The following is a 24,184-nucleotide window of genomic DNA, read 5'->3' as shown; positions in this document are numbered from 1 at the left end:
AAAGTTGTGAGACGTGTTGCCAAAAAGTGAATATGATTTTTTAATGAAAAAGCCAATTATTGAAATTTTGGATGGGGACGCTTGCTTAGAAAATTTAATTAGTGAGGATAAAATACATAATGGCCAACCTATGAATGTAGAGATTCATATGCCGTATTTATCAGGTCCAGATATTTGTGACTTATCTGAAAAGTTTGGAAGTCCAATTGAATATGATATATTCTCTCGCTGGTCATACATGCAAGAGATGTTTGAAAAGGCAAAATATAAAAATAAGACACAGGAAATTTTGAGCTATTTGTTTAGTAAAACTAATTTTAGCATGTGTAAAAATATTTCTGACTTGTCCGTTGAAATGTTCGAAGAGTATTATCAAAAAGCAACAACTCTAGCTATTAAAAAAATTAATAACTTCATTGATTATACTGGGGATAAATTAATTATTAAAAATAATAATGTGTTTTTAAAATCTGACCTGTTTGAAATAAAGAGCAAATATATCCAAAAGATTGACAGAACATACATTAAAGAGGTTCAAAGTAAAGCAAATGAAAATTTAAGGCAAGGCAACTTTGATAGTGTTTTAACTCAAGCAAGAACTCTTCTTGAAGAGGTATTTATGTATGTTCTTGAAGTAGATGGGATTCAACCTTCAAGAAAGGGAAATATTAAGAAACTGTATGGACAAGTTAAATTAGCTTATTCAATGAGTACAGGCAAAGATGTTGATAAGAGAATAAATGAATTACTTTCCGGTCTAGAAAATATCGTTGATGCGATAGCAGAAATGAGAAACAAAGAAAGCGATGCTCATGGTTTGGGAAGAAAAAGAATAAAAGTTGAAGAACACCATGCGCGTCTTGCTTTAAACGCTGCTTTAACTATGGCAGATTTTATTTTGTCAGTATCGGCAAAAAATATAAGTAAGAGAAAATAATTTCATATAAAAATTTATATTTATAAAATGGAGATAAAGTGAATGGCTAATCGACAAATTAATATTGAGAATCTAACTATGAAAGAAATTCTGATTGCAATGCGTCGCCTTGGTGGTCAGGTAACAAGACGTGAAATTTGTTCAGATATTCGTGACAATTCCACTGCAATTTCTGAAAAAGAAGTGAATGAAATTAAGGTGTCTAAGAAAACTGGTAATAAATATAAACCTTTTGACTATACGTTTAATTATGCAGTTATGTATTTAGTAAGAACTGGTTTTTTAACTGAAGATGATCATCAAGTAGAATTATCTGAAAAAGGCCGTAAAGTTGATCTTAATACTTTTGATCCGGAAAAGGATGTTCGTCCCTTTTTGGAAGATAATAATTCTCAGGAATTGAAGAAAAAGAACTTGGCCGAAATTGACTCTGCTAAAGATACTACGGATGAAGTCACAGAAGAAGATCAGTGGAGACAAGATTTGCTAGATGCTCTAATGAAAATGAGTCCGAAAAAGTTTGAACTTTTTTGTCGCGGTTTACTTACAAAAATGGGAATTGACGTGGATAAGACGATTGGCGTTAACTATGTTGCTGATGGGGGTCTTGATGGTTTTGGCTATGTTCGTTCAAATGATTACCGTACTACTAGAGTGGCATTACAAGCAAAACGCTGGCAGTCTAATGTTTCAGCGCCAGAAATAGACAAATTTCGCGGAGCAATGGATAAATATAACGCTGAATTTGGTATTTTTATTACTAATTCTGATTTTACTCGCGGCGCAATTAAGACGGCACGTGAGGGGACCAGAATCATCACTCTGATTGATGGTGACGAAATCTGTGATTTGGTGGCAAAGTACAATTATTACGTTGAGCCTGTGACTACATATCGGTTGAAATCATTTTATACTGATAAAGATTAAACAACCTTTATGTTAACTGATTTATCGTTATTGCTTTACAGATAAGGTGATACTATGTCGACTATACAATTTGGAATTAGATTAGATAAGAAAGAAAAGCAAGAATTAGATGATAATGCCAAGCAAATCGGCTTGACGGCTGCTACGGCAGTTAAAATGCTTATCTCTCAGTTTAACCATGATAAAGGATTTAGTTATCCTGTAAATCGTAAAGAAACTGATACATCAGATACAAATTTACCTTCCGAAGTTGAAAAGGCTATGGTAATAGTTAAAGCTGAAGAGTTAGGATTGATTAAGGATAGTAGTAATAAAGTAGATAATCTAGATGATTGGAAAAAGCGGTGGACAGAAAATTAAAATATGAAGTGTGTTTTGAAAAATCTTTTGTAAAAAGAATGGATAATTTACAAAGTATTTTTAATCAATCTACTGTTGATACAATAGATGCAAGGATGAGAACTAGGTAGGTTTTTGAAATCCTAGCTATTGAAAAAATATACTGTTCATAAAGTTTTGAAAAAACTCTGGAGTGAATACCACGAATTTCATGTTCTTAATGATTTACTAGTAATTTATTATCAGGTGGATGCCAAAAAGCGTTTAAGGATGGTAACTATCACCAATCATAAGGAACTTTCTACTGGTAAGTTATGAAGTAAGATTAAAAATAGCGTCTTTTAAGAAAATAACACCAAATGAACAAAAGCGAAACATTATATTACCTTGAACAATTCGGAATTAAATATGAAATAGTGGAGCATTAAGCTGCCTACAATATGGCAGAAATGGTAAAAATTGCTCTGCCACACCCTGAAGCAGATGCAAAAAATCTGTTTGTGAGGGATGACAAGAAACGTAACTACTATCTTTTGACTATTAAGGGCGATAAAAGAGTCAACTTACAGCAATTTCGTGAGGAAAATGGCACACGCAGACTTAGTTTTGCCTCGCCGCAGATTTAAAAGAAAAATTGGATTTGGCACCAGGCTCCGTCACACCTTTAGGGTTGTTAAATGACTCTCACCACGAAATCCCCTTTTACTTAGATTCATATTTTAGTGACCAGCCTAGAATCGCTATTCATCCCAACGATAATACATCTACTATTTGGCTAGATCCGCAAGATTTGCTTAAAGTCATAAAGGACTTGGGCAATCTAGTCAAAGTAGTGAAAAAGTCGTCCAACCAATAACTGTGAATATTAAGACGCAAATTAGCAATTTGCGTCTTTTTTATATTAAAGACATACGAGTTATTTGTTTGTATATATTTATCAAATAAATACCATTAAATTATTAACAAAAGGTAAATATTTTTATTTGTGAATTTAATTGGTTAAATTATTTACTCTTTCATTGTAAAATCTTTTTCGTTGCCGTTAATCTCTGATCAGGACTATGATATTGCTTTAAATGCACAAAGAATTAAAGACCTGAACGCAGCTAATGATGGTAACAAAACTGATGTTAAAAAAGTAGTTATACGTTTAACTGTGATAATGATTCAAAATATGTAACTTTATCTTGTATTATTTATAGTATCTTTCTTTCTTGTGTATAAACCTAAATTCTCAAAAAACTGTTGTTTAAGTTGGAATATAAAGTATTTATTTAGTCAATGACTTTTAATATAGATTTTAGGTCATTTCTAGATAAATCTGCTAATATCTCATCACCGTTGAAATAAAATAGCGATTGATTATAGCAAAAAGTTGAGGCTATATTTTACCCCCCTTTCAGGAAAAAGGATTGTTAGTCGGTCACTCGGGAAAAAGCTGGTTAGGAACTAATTTTATAAAAAACGCATATGAGTAGGGATAGATTAATTATTAGCATTCTGACTGAACATTTAACGGGGTTATTAATAACTAATTTTAAAATCGTATTTGGAGGTGCGGACAGTAAAGGAGTTATTAATTACTTAGCAATAAACTAAATAAAAGCAATATCATCATGTTAAACGAGACTATGATTTTAAAAGCATCAGTAAAGCATGACTAAAACGAAAAGTCGTTTTAGCGAATAATTTTTACTGCTTTTTAGTAAAGTTATTTATGCTATACCCCCGGAAGAGTACTGCCTAATCTTTATTTTTCTTTTATGGAGTTGACATAATTAAGAAAAAATGATAGATTAAAAGTCAATTAAATAGCAAACATCTTGCAAAGCAGAGTAACTATTTTATTACTAATAAAGAGAGCTGATATTTGGGTGAAAGTCAGCTAGCGATATGTAGTGAACATGGGCTTCTAATTGATGTCTATTGGTGATAATCAGCCAATAGCGGAGTTGCATCCGTTATTTTTGCAAGCTATTGTTTGATAGTTAATGAGGTTTATTACGTGAGTAATAAATGAATAAAAGGTGGTAACGCGAGCACTCGTCCTTAAGTAGAAAAGGATGAGTGCTTTTTTTATACAAAAATATGGAGGTTTTTAGATGACTAAAACTGCTTATACTAACGTTAATTTATTTAACGGAATTGATGATAAAATTCAATCTAATACCACGTTGGTAGTTGATGATGAAAGCGGCAAGATTGCCAAAATAGGTGAGGGTATAGCACCTGAAGTTGATCAGACGGTAGATTTACACAATAAATATGTGATTCCTGGTCTAATCAATTGCCATACACATATTATTATGGATCCTTTGACCCCCGATGGTGGTAGTGAAAGTGATGTAGTTTCTTCAACTGTGCGTGCAGTAAAACATTTGCATGATTTATTAAAATCCGGTGTTACCTATATTCGTGAATGTGGCAGCACGTACAATATTGATATTGCTCTTAATAATTTAATTAAAAAAAATAAGTTAACCAAGGTGCCAGAAATCGTGCCAGCAGGACACCCGTTTTCTATGACTGGAGGACACGGCGATTTGCCTAATTTTGGTGTGCTGGTCGATTCACCAGATGAAATGCGCAAAGCAGTTCGTCAGGGAATTAAAGCCGGCGCCAAAGCAATTAAAGTGATGGCCACAGGTGGCGTCATGACGGAAAACGATTCTCTTGATGATCCTCAATTAAGTGAAGCTGAAATGCACGTTGCAGTCGAAGAAGCTCACCACAAGGGTTTAACTGTGGCCGCACATGCGGAAGGCAATCCGGGAATTTTGAATGCGATTAAGGCCGGCGTTGACAGCATTGAGCACGGCTTCTACGTTAATGATGAAGAAATTAAGCTGATGATTGAAAAAGGAACATACTTAACCCCAACAATAGTTGGAGCTTGGGCATTCATCGAATATGCTCCAGGTAAAATCCCAGACTGGGAAATGAATAAAATTGCGGCTGCTTGGAAAGATTTGCGCGGCAACATTACTAAGGCCAAAAATGCTGGTGTCAAAATTACTTTGGGCACTGATGCCGGTACACCATTTAATGACTTCACGATGACTCCGCAAGAACTGCCTTTACTAGTAGAACAAGGCTTTACTAATTTTGAAGCTTTGGAAACCAGTTATAATTCTGCTAAGCTACTAAAAATAGATAAAGAATATGGTTCTTTAGAAGAGGGCAAATACGCAGACTTTTTGGTACTTGATGAAAACCCACTTGAAAAAATTAGTGCGGTTGTCCAAAAGGATAAGGCAGTTTATAAAAAGGGTAAGAGAGCTTACTAAATATAAGCATATAATTTTGTGATTTCGAACAAACGTTCCATAATAAAAGAAGCTACTAAAAAGCAGCTTCTTTTAATTTTTGGGAGGAGAAAAAATGAATCAAAAATTTTTAGATGTCATGAATGATGAAGGACCTGTTACCATTGTTACTATTAATGCTAATCCTGCCAGTGTAGTGAACACTTGGATGTCCTACGTGAAAGTCGATGAGGAAAAAATACTGGATATATATTCCAGCTTATTTTTAAATAAAAATTATTAATTGCTCTTTTTTAAAATTTATCTTTAATTTTATCCTAATTTTAGATACAATAAGAGATATAATTTTTATCCAAAAGGAGGATTAATAATGAAAGCTTTACTTTACAATATGACCCCGGAGCAGAAGGTCTATGTAGATAAGTGGAACCAAAATCATCCCGAAGATGATTTAGTAACAACTGATGACAAGCTTGATGCTAAGACTGTGGAGATGGCGCAAGGTTATGATGTTGTCAGCGTTTTGCAGGTCTTTGATATAGATGAGGAAGAGGTCTATCGTAAATTGAGCTCTTATGGTATCAAACAGATTGCCTTAAGGTCTGTGGGTTATAATATTATCAATTTTGACTTTGTTCATAAATATCATATGATCGTTACTAATACACCCGCATATTCTCCACGTGCAGTGGCTGAGAACACTCTGACATCTGCAATGTACTTGTTAAGAAAATGGGGTCCTATTTTAAACAATGAAAAGGAACACCTTAACTTTGTTCGTGAAGAGAATTTAATGAGTGACGAGATCTATAATCAGACTGTAGGTATCATTGGTGTTGGTCGTATCGGTTCTTGTGTGGCAGAAATGTTTCATGCTTTAGGAGCTAAAGTGATTGGCTATGACTTGGTTGAAAATCCTGCTAATGAGGCATTTTTGGAATATACCGATTTTGATACTGTGGTTAAAAATGCTGATATCTTGACCCTGCACACGCCTTTAGAACCTTCAATTGCAGATATGATTAGTGCCAAGCAATTTAAGGAAATGAAGGATACTGCATATTTGATTAATGCGGCTAGAGGGCCTTTGGTTAACACACAGGATCTAATTGCAGCACTCAAGAATAAAGAGATTGCTGGAGCTTCATTGGATGTGATGACTGGTGAAGAAGCAATTGTGATGAAGAAATTCAATGATATTTCCGAATTGCCTGCAGATTACCAGGAATTAGCCAAAATGCCTAACGTAGTCTTTACGCCTCACTCCGCATACTACACGAAGACTTCCGTCAAAAACATGATTGAACACAGTATGACAGACGTTAAACGAGTATTAAATGGTCAAAAACCAGTTTACTTGGTTGAAGAATAGCTCATAGTTTATTTTTAGTTTAAAAGTTGACCGACCGTAAAGCCGGTCACTTTTTTATTGTTAAGATTGTAGTTGGCAAGTATAGCAAAAAAATTGCTATAATGTACAGGTGTAGAAAAATTATCGGAGAAAAAGATGAAAAGGTTTCATCATAAGTTTACGTTACCCGCGATTTTAATTTTGCTCATCGTTGCAATCGTCCTTCTTCTCACGGGTATAGCGAATATGCGCAATCAAACTACGCTGCCGCCAAATGGTAATGCGAGTGCAATCGGTGTGGAATTAAATCAGGATTATGGCTATATTGATTTACATGAGTTGCAAGCCAACGGCATTTCATTTGTCTATTTGAGAAGCACACAGGGGCGGTCATACTTTGATGACGATTTTTTATTATATCGGGATCAAGTATTAGGAACAAAATTAGCTTTTGGGACAGTGATTGCCTACAGTAATGAATCTACACCCATGCAACATTACCAATATTTTTTGAAAAAAGTAGGCACTGATACCGGTAGTTTGCCGATCTGGATTGAACCTGCAATTGATGACTATGATATCGCTTATATCAAACAAATGGCGCAATTTACCGGTATGCTTTTAAGATTGAATAAACGGGTCATAGTAGATGTTGCTGTAAAGTACAAAAAGTATTTTCCGCATGATGTGCAATTTATTACTGGTGGCAGAAAAGCACCGGATAAGATGCAGTATGCTTTTTGGCGCTATACCAATGACGGACGGGTAAAATCAGTTAAGAACTTAGAAGATGGGGTAGTTATGTTAACATACAATGGTACGGTTACTCAATATAAAGAAAAATACGGACAGTTAACACAATAATGAAAAAAGAAATTCAAGCAGTTTTAACCAGATTAAAAATGACTGAACCAACTTTGATTCAGCAAGAAACAAGCACCCCTATTTTAAATGGTGCAAGTTGTATAGCTCTTGCTAAGACGGGTACGGGAAAGACCTTGGCTTATGCATTGCCAGCATTAGAAAAGCTGGAAAAAGGCAATCCAAATAGTTTAGTGATTATTGCTCCCACAACAGAGCTGGCTGTGCAAATTCGGCACGCTATTAATCCGTTTATTAACGCCCTTGGCTTAACAGGCATAACGCTTGTAGGGGCTGGTAATCGCAAGCGGCAGGAAGACAACTTGAAGAAAAAACACCCTGAAGTAGTAGTTGCCACACCAGGACGTTTTTTCGATTTCTTTTCTGCTAATCGCATTAAAGTTAATCAAATAAAGACTTTAGTTATCGACGAAGCTGACGATGTTTTAGAGTTTAATAAAATGGAATTATTAAGTTCTTTAGGACAAAACTTGGCCGCAGATGCGCAAATCTTGCTTTTTGGGGCTACAGAATCTGAAATAACCAAGCAAGCAGAAGATATTTTTGCCCGTAAGTTTATTACAATTGATGTCAGACCGGAGCAGAAATCAACTGTAGCAAATTATTTTTTGCAAATAGACAATGCTCATAAAATTGATTTTATTCAGCGTTTAATGCGTCTTGATGGTTTTAAAGGAATTTTGTTTTTTGATTCCAACCAAACTATGATGCGCTTTGCAGGCATTTTAGCACACACTAAAACTAAATTTGGTATCTTGGCTAATGATTTTGGCAAGCAAAACAGAGCAGCAACTCTGAATGATTTTAAAATCGGAAAAATCAAGTTGCTGTTAGCAACGGATTTAGCGGCTCGTGGTTTAGATATTCCTGGTGTTACTTATGTGGTTAATTACGATATTCCTAGTGAATTTAACACTTATATGCACCGGGCCGGTCGAACTGGTCGCATGGGCGCAAAGGGATTCGTTGTAAGCATAGGTGACGACCACGATTTTCGTGATCTGAAGAAGTTACTCGCTCGAAGTGTTAAAATTGAACGGGTATATTTTGCCGGCTTTCATTTGTCTACTAAAATGCCACGTAAAAAGGAAAATAAAAAGCGGGACTTAAATGAAGAAAAGCAAAATGCAGCTCTAAAAGAAAAACATAAAAAGCGTAAAAATAAAAATAAGGGGTATCATCCTCATTATTTAAAAAGAAAGGGGTAAAAATGAGTCGATTAGTTGCTTGGCTGGAAGACTATATTTTGCCTTTAGCAAATAAATTAGGGCAAACTCACTGGCTGGTAGCATTAAGAGATGCTTTTGTTTCCGTGATGCCGATCACTATTGCTGGTTCAGTGGCCGTCCTGATTAAGAGCTTGATTGCTGCTGCCAAAACCGAATTAGGCTGGAAAACTTTTGCGTGGGTAATGCAGCCTCTTTCTTTAGTCTGCAACGTTGTCTGGCGGGGGACATTTGCCTTATTTGCACTCTTTTTGTCGATGTCTTTAGGTTATCACTTAGCAAAAAGCATGGAGGTCGACCCAGTTGCTGGAGCAATTGTTTCATTATCATCCTTAGCAATGAGTATCGCCAATTTAACCAAACTTAAAGTTAACGGCAAAATTATCCCTGTTCACAAAGCTTTTAATATCTCTCAATTTTCAACTACGGGAATTTTTACCGCCATTTTATTTGGAACAATTGGCGTGACAATTTTTGCAATTTGCTTTAGGGCGCGAATTAAGCTTCACCTGTCAGCCAATTTACCTTATGCGGAACAGATGGCTTTTGATTCACTTGTTCCAGCTATCATTGCCATTTTCTGCGTTGGCATGATTAACTTTGTTTTTCAGACAATTACGGGCACTTTCTTTGGCAATTGGCTCCTTAATTCAATTCAAACTCCACTGGTAAAATTGGGCCAAGGCTTTGGCATGGTAATGCTTGTAACCTTATTAGTGCAAATTTTCAGCTTCTTTGGTTTCAATGGCCTAAGCGTTTGGGCACCGATTTTAGACTCAATCTGGCTGACTGCACAGAATGTCAATGTTACCGCTGCTCGCGCGGGAAAAGAAGCGCCTTTTATTTGGGTTCGGGGATCATTTGATGCCTTTGCCTGGTTCGGTGGAGCAGGTGGCACGTTGATGTTGATTGTAGCTATTCTGCTTTTTTCAAAACGCAGTGATTATCGTACGATTGCCAAAGTTGCATTGGCTCCAGGAATTTTTAATATTAACGAACCCATAATTTTTGGTTTACCCGTTGTGCTCAATCCTGTGTACTTTATCCCGTTTGTGCTTGCACCGCTAGTTAACGTAGCGTTTGCCTATGGTGTAAGTATGATGAACTTAGTTAATCCTGTGCAAGTGGCGGTACCGACAGTGGTACCACCAATTATTGGGCCATTTTTAGCATGCAATTATGATTGGCGTGCAATTGTACTATCTATTATTAACATGTTAATAGCTTTGGCAATTTGGACGCCATTTGTTTTTGCGGCTGATAAAATCGCTGATTCTAACACGCCACAACCATATTTTACCCGTCAATATTAATTACTAAAAAAATTGGCTTTTAGCGCTCAAATTTGGTAAAGTTAATTTATTGCGACCCTGTAGTTTATCTGGATAGAACAATGGTCTCCTAAACCGTAGAGGTGAGTTCGAATCTCACCGGGGTCATTAAAAAAGTCCGTAAGTACTAATCTTACGGACTTTTTATTTATTATTCAAATGTCTAGCCTTTTTTATAATTTTAAAACAAGAATAAATCAATGAAGTGAGTTTCTCAATTTAAATTTATTAAGAATTACTATTATGATAAAAGCAGGATCAAATTTAGGTCTATAAAATTTGTAAAATTAAGAAATATCCATTCTGAATTAAGATAACAATATTAGATAAATCAGTTTCCAAATAAATCTGAAATATATTAATAGAGAGACTTAATATTTCAATTTTAAAAATCGTTTCAATAGCACACCTCTTAAGCAATCTATTTATTAATACCGGGTTTATCATAAAACCAATAAAATGCCTTTAATAGTTTATTGTTTATTTAGTAAATTGTTATTAAAGGATTTTTATTTATCTGTATTAATAAAATATTCTGGGAACTTAGCTATAACTGTTTTTTTCTCTTTAAGGGCTAAGTTTAAATGCCGTTTTGTACAGTTTTGGACACGAGAAGTGTCATGATCTAAAACTGCTTTTAATATATCTTGATGATCATCTATTAACCTTATCCAAGAAAACTGTTCAACATTTAAGCTTAAAAATCTATATCTGTCAAATTGAACGTTTATTGTTTGAATCCAATTCCAAATTTCAGAATGATTAGTCAAACTGTAAAAAGTATGGTGAAACTCGTTATCTAAATCTAAGAATAAATTGAAATCTTTTATAACCATTGACTTATATTGATTTTGTAAATTAATTTCGAATAATAATTTTTGTGAATCTGAGATTTTTTTGGTAGCAGCTTCTTTCATAATTTGCTGTTCAATACTGGTTCTAACAAATCTGGCATCTAAAACCGACTTTAAATCAATTTTAGAAATATAAGTTCCAGACTGCGGAATTACTTCTATTAATTGTTCTTGCTTCAAACGTAATAGTGCTTCTCTAATTGGTGTTCTACCAATTTTTAGATCAGATTCAATTGCTTTTTCAGATATTTTGCTCCCAGGTTTATAAATTGTTTTGATTATTTTTTGTGAGATGCGATCATAAGCCTGATCTGTTAAGTTGCTTTGCGATTTTATCATCTGAAAAAATTAATATCCTTTCTTAAATTAATTTTAAAAATATGGTATTGCTTAGAATAATAGTATATCACTATTAAAAAATGGAATATAGCAAACGAAATTAGATGAATGCTTAAAAAAATATATTTATTTCTTCAAGCGCTTGCAATAATCTATATAAAATACTAAGATACTAATATATTAGTTTTGACGAAAGGATAAGACAAATGGTTAAATTATCTGATGATTATCGAGTAGCCGACAACAAATTTGGTCGGTTGGGCATTAAGGTACCTCATTTTGATCAAGAAAAAATGAAATTAGCGACCAGAAAACGGCCAATTTGGGTACATTTTGGCGGAGGAAACTTATTCCGTGCTTTTCATGCAGTGATTGCACAAAAATTACTTAATAAAAATGAAATGGAAAGCGGTATTATTGTTGCAGAAACCTATGATGAAGAAGTTATCCAGAAAGTTTATAAAAGAGATAATGATCGACATTTAAGTGTAGTTATGAAAGCAGATAATACATTTGATAAAGAATTAATTGCGAGTGTAGGAGAGTCGGTTTACTATAATAAAGATAATAAAAATGGTTGGGAAAAGCTAGCTATAATTTTTGAACAACCTTCTTTACAACTAGTTACTTTTTCTTTTACTGAAAAGGGTTATAAGCTCGATGACGGTAAAGGAAACCTTACAAAAGCGGCTAGATTTGATATGGCAAATGATCCAGATAAGGCCACGACAAATATAGGCGCAATCACACGCTTACTTTATAAAAGGTACTTAGCAGGACAATTCCCAATTGCTATGGTTTCAACAGATAACTTTTCTCAAAATGGATTAGAACTTCAAAAAGAAGTTATGAAAATTGCTAACGGTTGGGTGACAAATAATATAGTTGAATCCGGCTTTCTTGATTATCTTTCAAATAAACATAAGGTTTCTTTTCCTTGGACAATGATTGATCGTATCACACCTAATCCGTCATTCACAGTAGCTGGAGAGCTAAAAGAGCAGGGTTTTGAAGATAGCAATATTATTCATACGAAAAAGGGTACGAATATTGCTTCCTTTACTAATACTGAGGAAACGCATTATTTAGTCATTGAAGATGATTTTCCAAACGGACGTCCAAAATTTGAGGATGCTGGTGTAATAATGACTGATCGAGAAACTGTTAATGATACCGATCAAATGAAAGTTACAGCGTGTTTAAATCCTCTGCATACTGCTTTAGCTATCTTGGGCTGCTTATTAGGATATAAATCAATTGCTGCAGAGGTTAAGGATCCAGATCTCAAAAACTTCATTGTGAACTTAGGTTATGGTGAAGACCTTCCAGTAGTTAAAGATCCTAAAATTATTAATCCTCGTCAGTTTATTGATGAATTAATAACTAAACGTTTACCTAATAAAAATATTCCAGATACTCCACAACGTATAGCAAGTGATACTTCACAAAAAATACCGATTAGGTATGGAGTCACAATTCAAAAGTATATAGATTCTGCTAAACTTGATCCTCGAAAGCTGATTTTTATTCCGTTTATTTTGGCATCATGGTGCCGGTATTTAATGGCTATAGATGATAACGGCCAGCCTTTTAATCCTAGTCCCGATCCACTTTATGCCGAACTTCATAAACAAATATCTGCTATTGAATTGGGTCAAGAAAACATGATGAAAGTTCATGAAGTTTTGCAACCAATTTTGAGTAATAAACAAATTTTTGGTAATAATTTATATGATGCAGCAATAGGTTCAATTGTTGAGGAAGAATTTCAAAGGCTAATCAGAGATAAAAAAGCCGTAAGGTCAGAATTGCATAATCTAGTTGAAAATAGGTCTTATGATCTGGGAATTTAAATGGAGGTAGTGTTATGAAAAAAATGGGTTTTCGTTGGTACGGACCTAATGATCCAATTACATTGGATAAAATTCGGCAGATTCCAAATACCAAGCAAGTTGTAGGTGCTTTGTGGGATATTCCTGTTGGACAAGTTTGGCCAGAAACAGAAATTAAAGAAATGAAAGAGCAAATTGAAAATGCAGGATTAAAATTAGAAGTAATTGAGTCGGTCAATGTTCATGATGATATAAAAATAGGCTTACCTTCTCGTGATCTATACATTGAGAATTATATAAAAACAATTCGTAACTTGGCAAAATATGGCATTAAGGTAATTTGTTATAACTTTATGGCAGTATTTGACTGGATGAGGACAGATTTACGTTATCAGTTGCCTGACGGCTCTAAAGCTATGAGATTTCAGCACAAGTATTTTAATGGTAAAACTCCTGAACAAGTTGTTAATGATGTTGAAAGAGCTTCAGATGGCTTTACAATGGCAGGCTGGGAGCCGGAAAGGCTTGCAAAAGTAAAACAGCTGTTTAAAAAATATGAAGGTATTGATGAAAAAAAATTAATTCAAAATCTAAAATATTTTTTAGATGCTATTATTCCAGTTTGTGAAGAATGTGACATTAGGATGGCTATGCATCCTGATGATCCACCATTTTCAATTATGGGCTTACCTCGTATTTATAAAAATGCTGAAGACATGCGAAAGATAATGTCGGTATATGATTCAAAATATAATTCTTTTACTATTTGTGCAGGTAGTCTTGGTGAAGATAGAAATAATGACGTACCAGCAATCATGCGTGAATTTGTGAAGAAAGACCGTGTAGCATTTGTTCATTTGAGAAATATTAAATTCGAAAATGATGAAGGTGATTTCCATGAAACGAATCAAATATCCAGCCAAGGATCATTGGATATGTATGAAATTGTTAAAGCACTTTATGATTGTAATTATGATGGATATGTTCGTCCAGATCATGGCAGGGATATTTGGGGAGAACATGGTGTCCCTGGCTATGGACTCTATGATCGTGCTTTGGGTATTAATTATTTACATGGATTATGGGAAGCAATTGAAAAGGATAATCGCAATTAATTTAAGATATTAATGTTTAAATTTCAAAGAATTTCTAATCTTAATAAAAGAGCTTTGTAACTCATAAAATAAGTAATGATGTAAAATAACTAAAAAAGCTTGAGAAGTAGGCAATCGTTGTTCTTAATAAAAAACATGTAAACCATAATTTTGATATGACCTCTAAATTTAGAACAAATTTGGGGGTGTTTTTATTAATGAGTTTGAGAATGAAGAAAATGACTGGTCGAAATTAATTTTTATAACTGATGATTTTAAAGATGATATTTTTACAGCTCAAGCAGTGAAAGTAGTTCCACTGTATTAAGGACCACTACTTCACTATAATTAACGATATTTAAAAAGTCTGACTATCAAGAAGACAATCAGACTAAAGTTTGAAAAATTTGTTATTTAAGTTAATATAAAAATTTATATTCTTGTTTGAGAAATAAAGATAAATTAAAATGTCAGATATAGATAAAATATGCAAATGATTTAATAAGATAAATGACGATAATAAAATCTAACCTGGAGTGTTGGGATTATCATGACCATAAGAATTTTTTAGATTAATGCGGCCATTTCTTTTTTGACTAATTAGTTCGGTTTTTTCTTTTTTAGCCAAATTTTTAGCATATTCTAAAGCATCAGCCTTGCGCTCAAAGACTTTAGAAACTTTGTCACTCCCGGCAATTTTGACAGCCCATTTATCACCGTGAGTAGTAACCCAAACATTTTTAGTGACTTCTTCTTTACTCATAATTTATTCACCTCTTTTCAAAATAATTATACAGCGAATTAAAGGCAGATGTGAAAGAATACACATTTTAATTTATATTATTTATTAAGTATCATTTTGCTAGTCTAAAATTAGGACATAAAAAGCTGATAAAGTGAAATCATGAATTACATGACTGAACTATCAGCTTTTTTATAACTTTTTTAAAATACCTAAATATTAAATCAACTTAAATTTAAAGCACCTATTTTATCACCATGACTGACATTGGTGTTAGATACTCTGTCTATGCTTTTAAGTTTTTCCATATTGGTAATAACTATTATTATTTCAGTAGACTTTCCAGCTTTAATTATTTGATCAATATCCATTGTTCCTATTTCATCACCGGCAGATATGTGTTCTCCCTCATGCACTAAGATATTGAAAGGAGCACCTTTTAGCTCAACCGTATCAATTCCTAAATGTAAAAGAACCTGAATTCCGTCATCGGTGTTGAATGTGATTGCATGTTTAGTGGGAAAGACAGAAAGTACGGTTCCACTGATAGGGGAATAAAGTTTATTCTCAGTGGGCTTAATAGCAAAACCGTCACCCATTACTTTTGTTGAAAAGACTTCGTCAGGAACAGAAGATAGTGGAATTACCTTACCCGTCACAGGAGCTTGAATATTAATTTTTTTTGTAAATAATTTTTTAAATAAACTTACCATTTTTAAACCTTTACTGATACATTGTTTGCCATACATCAGCCATTCTTGTCATGGCTTCTTCGATAACGGCGTGTGAAGTTCCTAAATTTAATCTCAAAAAGTTGTCTGCATTAGCAACATAATCATCACCAATGCCCACTACAACCCCGGCTTTTTCTGCCATTACTTGCGCAATTGTATGCATATCTATTCCACTTGCGGAAATGTCAACCCAAGGTAAGTACGAAGATTCCATATCCATCATTTTCCAGCCAGGAAAAGAACTGGCAATCGCTTCTTGAGTAATTTTAAGATTTTCCTTGATATAAGCGGTACATTGCTTTAACCACTCATCACACTCTTCATAAGCAGTGACCATAGCCACTTGACCCGGTACATTTGGCGATGTTACTGAATTTCGCGCATATTGTTGCCGAAATTGCTCACGGATCTTAGGATTGGGAATTATGGAATATGACAGTTTTAAACCGCCCAAATGAAATGCTTTATTAGGTGATGTAAACATTACCAAATTATCAAGATACTGCTTGTCTAATTGTAAAGAGCTGGTAAATGGGCCTTTCATTATTTGTTCAGAGTGAACTTCGTCTGAAACTAATAAAACATTATATTTCTGGCAAAGTTGTGCCATATGAGTAATTTCGTCTTTACTCCAGACTCTGCCTGAAGGGTTATGAGGATTACAGAAAAAAGTTAATTTTGGGTGTTTTGCTTTCATTTCATACTCAATTTTTTCCCAATCAAGGTAATATCTGTTATTAATGTTTTTTAAAGGAACACAAATTACCTTTCTATCATTGTGTTCTGCAGCGTAGGCAAAAGGGCCATAGACTGGGGTGTTTAATAAAATGGAATCAGTCGGTTTGAGTAAGGCCTGAACAATAATATGCATATTCGGTACAGTGCCGTAGCCTAAGCTAATCCAATCATGTTCTACATGATTATTATGCTTTTTAAGTTGCCAATTAATTACACTTTGGTACCAGCGTTCTGTAGAGTAGGTATAGCCATAAGCCCCATTATTTGCGACTTTGGCTAAAGATTTTCTTATTTCAGGTGCTGCTTTAAAATCCATGTCTGCAATCCAAAGTGGAATAAAATCATCCCTGACCTTGGGGAACTTGCTATGAACAATTTTATTATCCCATTTTCGTGCATTATCAATAGTTCTGTCTGCTAATGAATCAAAATCATATTTTTCCATTTTTCTCCTCATTAAGCCGTTATACCGTTATTCATTAATTTTTCTACGCCGTCTTTAACACTTTGTACTTGTGCTCCGTAAACTACTTGGACAGATTTTTCTGCCTTCATAACTGCAAGTGCACCAGATTGTTTAAGTTTGTCTTCATCTATTTTAGACGGATCATTTACTTCTAGTCTGAGTCGGGTAACGCAATTATCAAGAGAAACAATATTGCTTTGACCGCCAAGGGCTTCTAAGATGACTTGGGGATCATAAATACCGTTATTTTGTGTCATTACCACGTCACCTTCGCCTTCACGACCTGGAGTTTTAACATTGTATTTTAAAATGTACCAGCGGAAGAAGAAGAAGTATATTGCAAACCAGATTAGTCCAATTGGAATTAAAACCCACCATTTGGAGTTAGGTTGAAGCCAGCCAAACAGAATCCAGTCTAATACACCACCATCAGTGTTACCCATACATGCTCCAGCAATCATCATTACTGAAAGTGATAAGCCTTGTAAAATAGTGTGAAATACATATAGCATTGGTGCTATAAATAGAAACAGGTATTCCGTCGGTTCAGAAATTCCAGAAACAAAGGCTATTAGGGTAGCTGAAAGAAGTAGGCCTTTGATTCTATTGCGATTTTCTGGTTTGGCAGTGACGTAAATTGCCAGACAAATAGCTGGTAAACCAAACATGAATGTTGGCATGAATCCTTGTGAAAGGAAGGCTGTAGCTTTGTGAGAAATTGGTACACCAGCATTTAGTTGTGCATAAAAGATGTTTAATGCCCCTGTTACAACTTTACCTTTAACAATTGCTGTACCGCCGGCATCCGTAAATCTAATCATTGCAAGTAAAATGTGGTGTAAACCCATTAGTTTTAAAATGGAAAGGGCGATACCGTATAGAAATGGACCAAAGACTCCTGCATTTTGAATTAAGTGTCCCAAAGCGACAATTCCACTTTGAAAAGTCGGCCAGATAAAAGGGATGATTAAACCAACGAAAGACTCGACTATTACTGAGATAATTGGTACAAATCTGATTCCGCCGAAGAATGAGAAGGCATCGGGTAATTTGATCTCCTGATATTTTTCAAGTAAGTAATAAGTGATCAAACCAACCAAGATACCACCTAGGACTCCCATTTCCAAACTTTGGATTCCTAAAACGTTAGCTTGGCCCATTGCCTGCATTTTGCTAGCTGGAGCAAGTTTATGTTGCTGCCCCAGCATAAAATTAATTCCCATGTTCATGGAAATGTATCCAGCTAGAGCTGCTATGGCACCGACCCCTTTATTTCTTTTGGCTAAGCCAAAGGGCAAAGCCATAGCAAACATTACTGGAAGATAGGTGAAACCAAAGCTGCCCACAGTATTTATAAAAGTAAAAATGACGTTAACAATATGATTTTGTAAAAACGAAAATCTTGCCATCATTGGCGGAGCCGTAAAGGCACTACCAATTCCCACTAGAATTCCCATTGCAGATAATGTAGCAATTGGGAACATAAACGATTTTCCTAAATCTTGCAAGAAAGCATAAACTCTGGTTTTCATGCTTTCCTTTTTGATAGGTTGTTCCATATAATTTCCTTTCTCAATATTTGATAAAAAAATACCCAACAACTGTACACAAAAATGTACTAGTTATTGGGTATTGCCTATTTAAAGTAACAAGCCCGTATTTAATTAAGAAGTAACATGAATAATATGAATTAGTAAATATAAGCGATCCGAATCAGAAAAGTTGTAATTAAGCTTGTCTTGTAAATAATAAACAACTTCATTTAAACAACTTGCTGCTTTACGATTATGCTGGCAAAGCAATTTCAGTAGATCCGAATCATTCTGGTTTTCATTTTCACTTTTATTATTTTTGCTATTAGTTCTGAGAATCAAGTAGTGTAGATGGTTCATCAAGCGACTAACAGCAATACTATTTTCAGAAAATTTCTGACCAAACTTTGCTTCAATTATATTATTTACCCCATTTGAGATTTCCATAAAATTGGAAAAGTTTTTAATGGAGCTATCTGATTGTTGGATTTTGTATTCAACAAGATGAATAGCAATAAAACCTGCTTCATCATCAGATAAGGAGACACCTGAAACTTGCTCGATTAGACTGACAGCTTGTTTACCAACCTTGTATTCTTGTGAAAAAAACGCTTAATATCGAACAACATGGGATTAGAAAGCTCCAAACCCATATCGTAACGCTTTACTGCAAAGAAGATGTGGTCTGTTAAAGGAATTAAAAGGTGTTCATCAAAATTAGCATCAATTTCTTCCCTAGCAAGCTGAATTATTTTTTCAGTTAGTTCAAAATATTTTCGTGGCACTTCCTCAGAAAGTTTTTTGAAAGAAGCTAACCACTTATCGTCATCAGATATGGCAGAAAAGACTTTATCTTGAGATTTTAATTTGTAATTTTCTCCTGCGTGAGCCTTAAAGCCAATACCGCGACCCCATATTATCTTCTGTTTACCTCCATCTTCCACGAGTATCACATTATTATTCAATACTTGTGAAATTAGCAAAGTAATCTCCTAATTTTAAAATAGCAAATTCGTCAATCCTATATTTTTTTGTAAACGTTTACAAGATGAATTCTAAAAAATAATTATTGGTTTGTCAAGCTCTATTATCATTTTACAATATAATTGTATTTTAAAATTATTTGTTATTTAATATATATTATTTGTTTGTGTGAACTTTGCTTTGATCTCACAAGTAATAAAGCTATTAGCTTGCTACTTACTGATGTTCAAAAAGCATTATAAGATTATTAATTTAATTTCAATCATTGCAAAATATACTTCTTAATCTAGGGGCCAGTTCCAAATTTTGACGACGAGGAATCCGATTATTAAAAAAAGCAGAAGGGATATTCCTAATAGAATTTTTCTGGTTTTAGATTTATTTCTCTTATCAGAACTGAAGACAAAGCAAAAAGTTGCCACAACAATTAGCAGCCCGGTAATTAGTAATAGTTTAAATCCATGTATCATTTTTTCACCAGCCTTAGTTACTTGTTATTTATTAAACCATAATTAACTTGTTTTTATGTAGTTAATATATTAATATAAGATAGAACATGGAGGACTTTATGAAAACAATTAAAGTGATGACTGTTTTTGGTACCAGACCAGAAGCTATAAAGATGGCGCCTTTGGTCCAGAAACTGAAGCAAGATGAGCGATTTGAAGAAGTCACGGTTGTAACGGCGCAGCACCGGGAGATGCTGGATCAGGTGCTTAATATTTTTAAAATTCAGCCCGACTATGACTTTAATATTATGAAGAAAAACCAATCTTTAGAAGGCATAACAGCTAAAGTTTTGGTTGATATGACTAAGGTGTTGAAAGAGGTCAAACCAGATATTGTTTTAGTTCACGGTGATACAACTACTACTTTTGCTGCTAGTTTGGCTAGCTTTTACCTTCAATGTCCTTTGGGCCATGTTGAGGCTGGTCTGAGAACCTGGAATAAGTATTCACCATTTCCAGAAGAAATGAACCGGCAAATGACTGACGATTTGACTGATCTTTATTTTGCCCCAACTAAAGTAAGTAAGCAAAATCTAATTAAAGAGAATCATCATTCAGAAAATATCTTTATTACCGGCAATACTGCCATTGATGCTCTAGCAGAAACAGTGCAGGACGATTATCATCATGAAGTATTGGATTTAATTAAACCGGGTAATAAAATAATTCTGGTAACCATGCACAGACGGGAAAATCAGGGCGAGCCAATGAGACGAGTTTTCAAAGTTATGAAACAAGTTGTTGACAGTCACGATAACGTCGAAATAATCTATCCGGTCCACCTTTCCCCGAGAGTACAAAAAGTGGCCCACGAAATTTTAGGCAATGACCCCAGAATTCATTTAATTGCACCTTTAGACGTGGTTGATTTTCACAATTTAGCTAAATTGAGCTACTTTATTATGACAGACTCCGGTGGGGTGCAAGAAGAAGCACCTGCCTTAAACAAGCCGGTTTTAGTTTTGCGGGATACTACGGAACGGCCCGAAGGTGTCGAGGCGGGAACACTTAAATTAGTAGGAACACAGGTTGACCAGGTCAAAAAAGCAATGCTGGAATTACTTGAAAATAAAGCAGTTTATGAGCAAATGGCCCAGGCAAGAAATCCTTATGGTGATGGTCATGCTTCTGAAAGAATAATGGATGATATTGCTTATTACTTTTCGCAACATAAAGGTGCAAGACCAGCAGACTTTAAATAAGCCAAATAAAAAAGCCAGGAAAATTATTTCTTGGCTTTATTTCTTGCTTTTTTCTTTACGAGCTTTAATTTTCTCTTTAGCTCGCGCAATCATTGTTGTTTCTTGCGCCTGAAAAACCGATCTGGTAGTGAGGTAATTGAAAACACCAACCAAAATTTGGTCAACTATTTTTACTAAGAGGGCATCTAAATGAAGCCAGGACAGTCCTACCAGCATTATTAAGCTGTCTGGAATAAGACTAATGATTCTGTAAGTAAAAAAGACCAGCAATTTTTGCCAGGTTGAATGTTCCACATCAACATTGTTAATAAATACGGCTTTTTGATTAAATACAAATGAAGCCAGGTTTGAAATAATAAAAGCGATCGTATTAGAAACCAAAACTACGCTGTGCCACCACTTATGCAACACCATAAAAACAATAGTATTAATAAGAGCTGCAATAAAGCCGAAAACCATATAAACAAATAAGTTGCGGTGCCTTTTAACCAAGTTTTGTGCTAGATGATGAATTTTGGGGTCAGACATTGAGTCAAATTTTTGCGAATCCATTTTTTTGTTCTTAACCATTTAGTCGATCAGCCATTTCCTTAGCTGCATTATCGATTGCGGCGATAGCATCATCGTCCGGAGCATTTTCAATTGTTACAGGCTTAGTAACTTCTTTAGCACCCACCTGTTTGAATATTTTTTCAAAGTCAAAAACATTTTCACAAAAATGACCAGTATATACTTTGTCGCCGCTTCCCATCACCGCAAAATATTTTCCAGATAAATCTAATTCTTTTAGTTGGTCGTAAAAATCAGCAATTTCGTCGGTCATGGTCCCTTCACCATAAGTATAGGTGATAAAAATACACAAATCAGCCGCCAAATAGTCACTCGCATCGGTAAATTCGGCTTCGCTGGTTTCAACCTCAAAACCATAATCTTGCAGATCTTCTTCCAGTATATCTGCCATATCAGCATCATTACCTGTCATACTTGCATAGACAATTCTAGCCTTCATTTTGCTCAAACCTTTCACACAAAACTGATTTACCAAAACATTATACCTAATTTTGTGCATTTAATGAAATTCTTTAGTAAAGTTTTAAAAAACGCTATAATGTAATCAAATATCATTTTACAGAGGGGAATTTAAATTTGATTACGATTAAATCTGTTAGAGAACTAAAGGGTATGCAAGCTTCAGGTCGACTATTGGCATCAATGTTTGAAGGCTTGCGGGATGTGATTAAACCTGGAATTACTACCTGGGTAATTGAAGAATTTTGTCAGGATTTTGTCAAAAGCCGTGGTGGTCGCTTGTCAGAGCAGGGGTTTGAAGGCTACAAATACGGTACCTGTATTTCCGTTAATGATCAGATTGCCCACGCTACTCCGCGTAAGGACACCATTTTACAAGAGGGCGACCTGGTCAAGGTTGATGTTACCTGCAATTTAAACGGCTTTGAAACAGATTCTTGTACTACTTACCCGGTAGGCAAAATTTATCAAGCAGATCAGGATTTAATGGAAACTACCAAAAAGGCTATGTATTTAGGTATCGACCAAGCAGTCTTAGGAAACAGAATTGGAGATATCGGAGCGGCCATTCAGCATTTTGTAGAAGATGAACATCACTATGGTGACGTTAAAGAATTAGTCGGTCATGGTATTCAACCAAGCATTCACGAGGATCCCGAAGTGCCACATTGGGGTAAGGCCGGTCATGGTTTGCGTCTGCGTGAAGGGATGACTATTACCTGTGAGCCAATGGTCGAAGCCGGTGGAGACTGGCGCATTATTGAAAAAAGTGTCCCAGATCCAAAGGACGATTGGGTATTTTATGCTACTCCTGATGGCTCAAAGTCAGCACAGTTTGAGCATACATTTGCCATTACAAAAGATGGTCCTAAGATTTTGACTTTACAAAAGCCCTATGACGGCTACGAAAAATATTTACCACATTTTGACGAAATGGATGATTAAAGTGCATGGGTAAAAAAGCTGAGGCAATCAGGAAACGCTCTTTTTTATTTTATAAAACTGTCTCTGCTAAATTTTCTCAGGGAGAAGTTTTAACCAGTGCGATAGCGATTGCATACTATATTTTATTTTCCATATTTCCTTTTATAATCATTATCGGAAATATTTTACCTTTATTTCATATTGATACCAATCCCATAGCCAGCTACTTAAAGTTAATTTTTCCGGATAAAATTGCTAAATTTATCATGCCGATAATTAACTCATTGCTAAAAAGCAAATCAACCGGGTACATTTCATTTGGTATTATCTTGGCGTTATGGTCCGTGTCTTCGTTGGTAAACGCTATTAGAATCGGTATGAACCGAATATATGGCGTGCGCGCTGTTGAATTAAGACAAAAATGGCAGATTACCGTCTGGACACGTTCGATTACCATTATGTTAACCAACATAATGATTATTGTTTTTGCGCTACTCAATTTAACGCTTATTTTTGGCCAACAAGTTTTAGAATTTTTACGGCCAATATTTTCTTTTTCTGTTGGTGAAATTGAAAAAATATTCAGTTACCGCTATCCGGTCATCATTATTACCATGATCGGCTCTTTGTATTATCTGAATTCTTTTTTACCCAATATTAGATTGAAGAAAAAGGTTATTTGGCCTGGCGTTTTTACTACCTTATTGGGCTGGATTGTATTGTCTTGGCTTTTTAGCTTTTATCTGCATCATTTTCGTATCAGCTGGGAAAACTACGGTATTATTGGTACTTTTATCATTTTCATGTTGTGGCTGAATATTTCATCAATTCTCTTTTTACTGGGGACTTGTGTGAATGCTGCAATTGCGACCATGAAATACGGAGAGGTGCATTACTCAGTAGGGCACTTAGCAGAATATATTCAAAGAAAGCGCAATCGGTAAAA

General features: G+C 34.8%; 23 protein-coding genes, 1 tRNA gene, 2 pseudogenes and 1 other annotated feature. Of the genes and pseudogenes, 17 read left to right on the top strand and 9 right to left on the bottom strand.

Annotated elements, in window-relative coordinates; translation table 11 throughout:
* Positions 1-16: 16 nt before the first annotated feature.
* From GYV61_RS07120 to GYV61_RS07065, 12 genes and pseudogenes are all read left to right on the top strand, one after another.
* Complete coding sequence (locus GYV61_RS07120; RefSeq protein ID WP_174795302.1) at positions 17-937, top strand: abortive infection family protein; 921 nt, start codon at positions 17-19, stop codon at positions 935-937.
* A 42-nt stretch (positions 938-979) separates the two neighbouring features.
* Positions 980-1,864 (top strand): restriction endonuclease, encoded by an 885-nt coding sequence (locus tag GYV61_RS07115; protein WP_110445812.1) that lies wholly within the window; start codon positions 980-982, stop codon positions 1,862-1,864.
* A 54-nt stretch (positions 1,865-1,918) separates the two neighbouring features.
* Positions 1,919-2,224: a hypothetical protein gene (locus GYV61_RS07110; RefSeq protein WP_174795301.1), complete on the top strand. Its 306-nt coding sequence runs from the start codon at positions 1,919-1,921 to the stop codon at positions 2,222-2,224.
* A 129-nt stretch (positions 2,225-2,353) separates the two neighbouring features.
* Complete coding sequence (locus GYV61_RS07105) at positions 2,354-2,521, top strand: type II toxin-antitoxin system YafQ family toxin (RefSeq protein WP_174795300.1); 168 nt, start codon at positions 2,354-2,356, stop codon at positions 2,519-2,521.
* Positions 2,522-2,643: 122 nt separating this feature from the next.
* Positions 2,644-3,059 (top strand): annotated as a pseudogene (locus GYV61_RS09900) (YbaK/EbsC family protein).
* Between the two features lie 958 nt (positions 3,060-4,017).
* Positions 4,018-4,257, top strand: a binding site (T-box leader).
* Between the two features lie 48 nt (positions 4,258-4,305).
* A complete protein-coding gene (locus GYV61_RS07095) occupies positions 4,306-5,490 on the top strand; it encodes a metal-dependent hydrolase family protein (protein ID WP_174795299.1) in 1,185 nt (394 codons plus the stop codon).
* 94 nt (positions 5,491-5,584) lie between these two features.
* Positions 5,585-5,713: pseudogene (locus tag GYV61_RS07090) on the top strand (pyridoxamine 5'-phosphate oxidase family protein); the annotation flags it as partial.
* Between the two features lie 126 nt (positions 5,714-5,839).
* Positions 5,840-6,841, top strand: a complete 1,002-nt coding sequence (locus GYV61_RS07085) for a D-2-hydroxyacid dehydrogenase (protein WP_194240827.1) — start codon at positions 5,840-5,842, stop codon at positions 6,839-6,841.
* 135 nt (positions 6,842-6,976) lie between these two features.
* Complete coding sequence (locus GYV61_RS07080) at positions 6,977-7,684, top strand: GH25 family lysozyme (protein WP_174795298.1); 708 nt, start codon at positions 6,977-6,979, stop codon at positions 7,682-7,684.
* Positions 7,681-8,910, top strand: coding sequence for a DEAD/DEAH box helicase (locus GYV61_RS07075; protein WP_174795336.1), 1,230 nt, complete (start codon positions 7,681-7,683; stop codon positions 8,908-8,910). The genes GYV61_RS07080 and GYV61_RS07075 overlap by 4 nt, the downstream gene beginning before the upstream one ends.
* A gap of 2 nt (positions 8,911-8,912) precedes the next feature.
* Positions 8,913-10,241: a PTS sugar transporter subunit IIC gene (locus tag GYV61_RS07070; protein WP_110445818.1), complete on the top strand. Its 1,329-nt coding sequence runs from the start codon at positions 8,913-8,915 to the stop codon at positions 10,239-10,241.
* A gap of 53 nt (positions 10,242-10,294) precedes the next feature.
* Positions 10,295-10,367: transfer RNA gene (locus tag GYV61_RS07065), tRNA-Arg, on the top strand.
* Positions 10,368-10,768: 401 nt separating this feature from the next.
* Here the strand turns inward: GYV61_RS07065 and GYV61_RS07060 are convergent.
* Entirely contained in the window at positions 10,769-11,452 is a 684-nt protein-coding gene (locus GYV61_RS07060) for a GntR family transcriptional regulator (protein ID WP_174795297.1), read from the bottom strand.
* Between the two features lie 206 nt (positions 11,453-11,658).
* Between GYV61_RS07060 and GYV61_RS07055 the strand changes: the two genes are divergently transcribed.
* Positions 11,659-13,305 carry a mannitol dehydrogenase family protein gene (locus GYV61_RS07055; RefSeq protein ID WP_174795296.1) on the top strand — a complete coding sequence of 549 codons (1,647 nt, stop codon included), beginning with the start codon at positions 11,659-11,661 and terminating at the stop codon, positions 13,303-13,305.
* Positions 13,306-13,319: 14 nt separating this feature from the next.
* Complete coding sequence (gene uxuA, locus GYV61_RS07050; RefSeq protein ID WP_174795295.1) at positions 13,320-14,399, top strand: mannonate dehydratase; 1,080 nt, start codon at positions 13,320-13,322, stop codon at positions 14,397-14,399.
* Between the two features lie 505 nt (positions 14,400-14,904).
* Here the strand turns inward: uxuA and GYV61_RS07045 are convergent.
* The 6 genes from GYV61_RS07045 to GYV61_RS09760 all read right to left on the bottom strand — a co-directional run bounded on the left by GYV61_RS07045 (position 14,905) and on the right by GYV61_RS09760 (position 19,573).
* Positions 14,905-15,141, bottom strand: coding sequence for a DUF2188 domain-containing protein (locus GYV61_RS07045; protein ID WP_046324549.1), 237 nt, complete (start codon positions 15,139-15,141; stop codon positions 14,905-14,907).
* A 203-nt stretch (positions 15,142-15,344) separates the two neighbouring features.
* Entirely contained in the window at positions 15,345-15,833 is a 489-nt protein-coding gene (locus GYV61_RS07040; RefSeq protein WP_046325185.1) for a PTS sugar transporter subunit IIA, read from the bottom strand.
* Positions 15,834-15,843: 10 nt separating this feature from the next.
* Positions 15,844-17,037 (bottom strand): MalY/PatB family protein, encoded by a 1,194-nt coding sequence (locus tag GYV61_RS07035; RefSeq protein WP_174795294.1) that lies wholly within the window; start codon positions 17,035-17,037, stop codon positions 15,844-15,846.
* Between the two features lie 11 nt (positions 17,038-17,048).
* Entirely contained in the window at positions 17,049-18,617 is a 1,569-nt protein-coding gene (locus GYV61_RS07030) for a PTS transporter subunit EIIC (protein WP_174795293.1), read from the bottom strand.
* 105 nt (positions 18,618-18,722) lie between these two features.
* A complete protein-coding gene (locus GYV61_RS09765; RefSeq protein ID WP_238786765.1) occupies positions 18,723-19,037 on the bottom strand; it encodes a PRD domain-containing protein in 315 nt (104 codons plus the stop codon).
* A 116-nt stretch (positions 19,038-19,153) separates the two neighbouring features.
* Positions 19,154-19,573 (bottom strand): CAT RNA binding domain-containing protein, encoded by a 420-nt coding sequence (locus GYV61_RS09760; RefSeq protein ID WP_338084993.1) that lies wholly within the window; start codon positions 19,571-19,573, stop codon positions 19,154-19,156.
* A 569-nt stretch (positions 19,574-20,142) separates the two neighbouring features.
* On the opposite strand from GYV61_RS09760, the gene wecB reads away from it, so the two are divergent.
* Positions 20,143-21,285 (top strand): non-hydrolyzing UDP-N-acetylglucosamine 2-epimerase, encoded by a 1,143-nt coding sequence (wecB, locus tag GYV61_RS07020; protein ID WP_110445821.1) that lies wholly within the window; start codon positions 20,143-20,145, stop codon positions 21,283-21,285.
* Positions 21,286-21,321: 36 nt separating this feature from the next.
* On the opposite strand, the gene GYV61_RS07015 is transcribed toward wecB, so the two are convergent.
* Complete coding sequence (locus GYV61_RS07015; protein WP_174795292.1) at positions 21,322-21,855, bottom strand: GtrA family protein; 534 nt, start codon at positions 21,853-21,855, stop codon at positions 21,322-21,324.
* On the bottom strand, positions 21,848-22,294 hold the full coding sequence (locus GYV61_RS07010; RefSeq protein ID WP_174795291.1) for a flavodoxin: 447 nt from the start codon (positions 22,292-22,294) through the stop codon (positions 21,848-21,850). The genes GYV61_RS07015 and GYV61_RS07010 overlap by 8 nt, the downstream gene beginning before the upstream one ends.
* Positions 22,295-22,431: 137 nt before the next feature.
* Between GYV61_RS07010 and map the strand changes: the two genes are divergently transcribed.
* On the top strand, positions 22,432-23,259 hold the full coding sequence (map, locus tag GYV61_RS07005; protein WP_174795290.1) for a type I methionyl aminopeptidase: 828 nt from the start codon (positions 22,432-22,434) through the stop codon (positions 23,257-23,259).
* Between the two features lie 5 nt (positions 23,260-23,264).
* Positions 23,265-24,182, top strand: a complete 918-nt coding sequence (locus GYV61_RS07000) for a YihY/virulence factor BrkB family protein (RefSeq protein ID WP_174795289.1) — start codon at positions 23,265-23,267, stop codon at positions 24,180-24,182.
* The last annotated feature ends 2 nt before the right edge of the window (positions 24,183-24,184 follow it).

The organism is Lactobacillus melliventris, from assembly GCF_013346935.1.
In the GTDB taxonomy this organism is placed as follows: Bacteria; Bacillota; Bacilli; order Lactobacillales; family Lactobacillaceae; genus Lactobacillus.
Note: the sequence above shows the minus strand (reverse complement) of the source record. Positions and strands in the feature narration are given on the sequence as shown.

What these genes read in the sequence shown, in the direction of transcription:
- GYV61_RS07010 (WP_174795291.1), bottom strand. Translation starts at nt 22,294, where the DNA reads ATGAAGGCTAGAATTGTCTATGCAAGTATGACAGGTAATGATGCTGAT.
- GYV61_RS07035 (WP_174795294.1), bottom strand. Translation starts at nt 17,037, where the DNA reads ATGGAAAAATATGATTTTGATTCATTAGCAGACAGAACTATTGATAAT.
- GYV61_RS07115 (WP_110445812.1), top strand. Translation starts at nt 980, where the DNA reads ATGGCTAATCGACAAATTAATATTGAGAATCTAACTATGAAAGAAATT.
- GYV61_RS09765 (WP_238786765.1), bottom strand. Translation starts at nt 19,037, where the DNA reads ATGGAAATCTCAAATGGGGTAAATAATATAATTGAAGCAAAGTTTGGT.
- GYV61_RS07045 (WP_046324549.1), bottom strand. Translation starts at nt 15,141, where the DNA reads ATGAGTAAAGAAGAAGTCACTAAAAATGTTTGGGTTACTACTCACGGT.
- GYV61_RS07110 (WP_174795301.1), top strand. Translation starts at nt 1,919, where the DNA reads ATGTCGACTATACAATTTGGAATTAGATTAGATAAGAAAGAAAAGCAA.
- GYV61_RS07040 (WP_046325185.1), bottom strand. Translation starts at nt 15,833, where the DNA reads ATGGTAAGTTTATTTAAAAAATTATTTACAAAAAAAATTAATATTCAA.
- GYV61_RS07030 (WP_174795293.1), bottom strand. Translation starts at nt 18,617, where the DNA reads ATGGAACAACCTATCAAAAAGGAAAGCATGAAAACCAGAGTTTATGCT.
- GYV61_RS07000 (WP_174795289.1), top strand. Translation starts at nt 23,265, where the DNA reads ATGGGTAAAAAAGCTGAGGCAATCAGGAAACGCTCTTTTTTATTTTAT.
- wecB (WP_110445821.1), top strand. Translation starts at nt 20,143, where the DNA reads ATGAAAACAATTAAAGTGATGACTGTTTTTGGTACCAGACCAGAAGCT.
- GYV61_RS07055 (WP_174795296.1), top strand. Translation starts at nt 11,659, where the DNA reads ATGGTTAAATTATCTGATGATTATCGAGTAGCCGACAACAAATTTGGT.
- GYV61_RS07070 (WP_110445818.1), top strand. Translation starts at nt 8,913, where the DNA reads ATGAGTCGATTAGTTGCTTGGCTGGAAGACTATATTTTGCCTTTAGCA.
- GYV61_RS07060 (WP_174795297.1), bottom strand. Translation starts at nt 11,452, where the DNA reads ATGATAAAATCGCAAAGCAACTTAACAGATCAGGCTTATGATCGCATC.
- GYV61_RS07080 (WP_174795298.1), top strand. Translation starts at nt 6,977, where the DNA reads ATGAAAAGGTTTCATCATAAGTTTACGTTACCCGCGATTTTAATTTTG.
- GYV61_RS07015 (WP_174795292.1), bottom strand. Translation starts at nt 21,855, where the DNA reads ATGGTTAAGAACAAAAAAATGGATTCGCAAAAATTTGACTCAATGTCT.
- uxuA (WP_174795295.1), top strand. Translation starts at nt 13,320, where the DNA reads ATGAAAAAAATGGGTTTTCGTTGGTACGGACCTAATGATCCAATTACA.
- GYV61_RS07085 (WP_194240827.1), top strand. Translation starts at nt 5,840, where the DNA reads ATGAAAGCTTTACTTTACAATATGACCCCGGAGCAGAAGGTCTATGTA.
- GYV61_RS07095 (WP_174795299.1), top strand. Translation starts at nt 4,306, where the DNA reads ATGACTAAAACTGCTTATACTAACGTTAATTTATTTAACGGAATTGAT.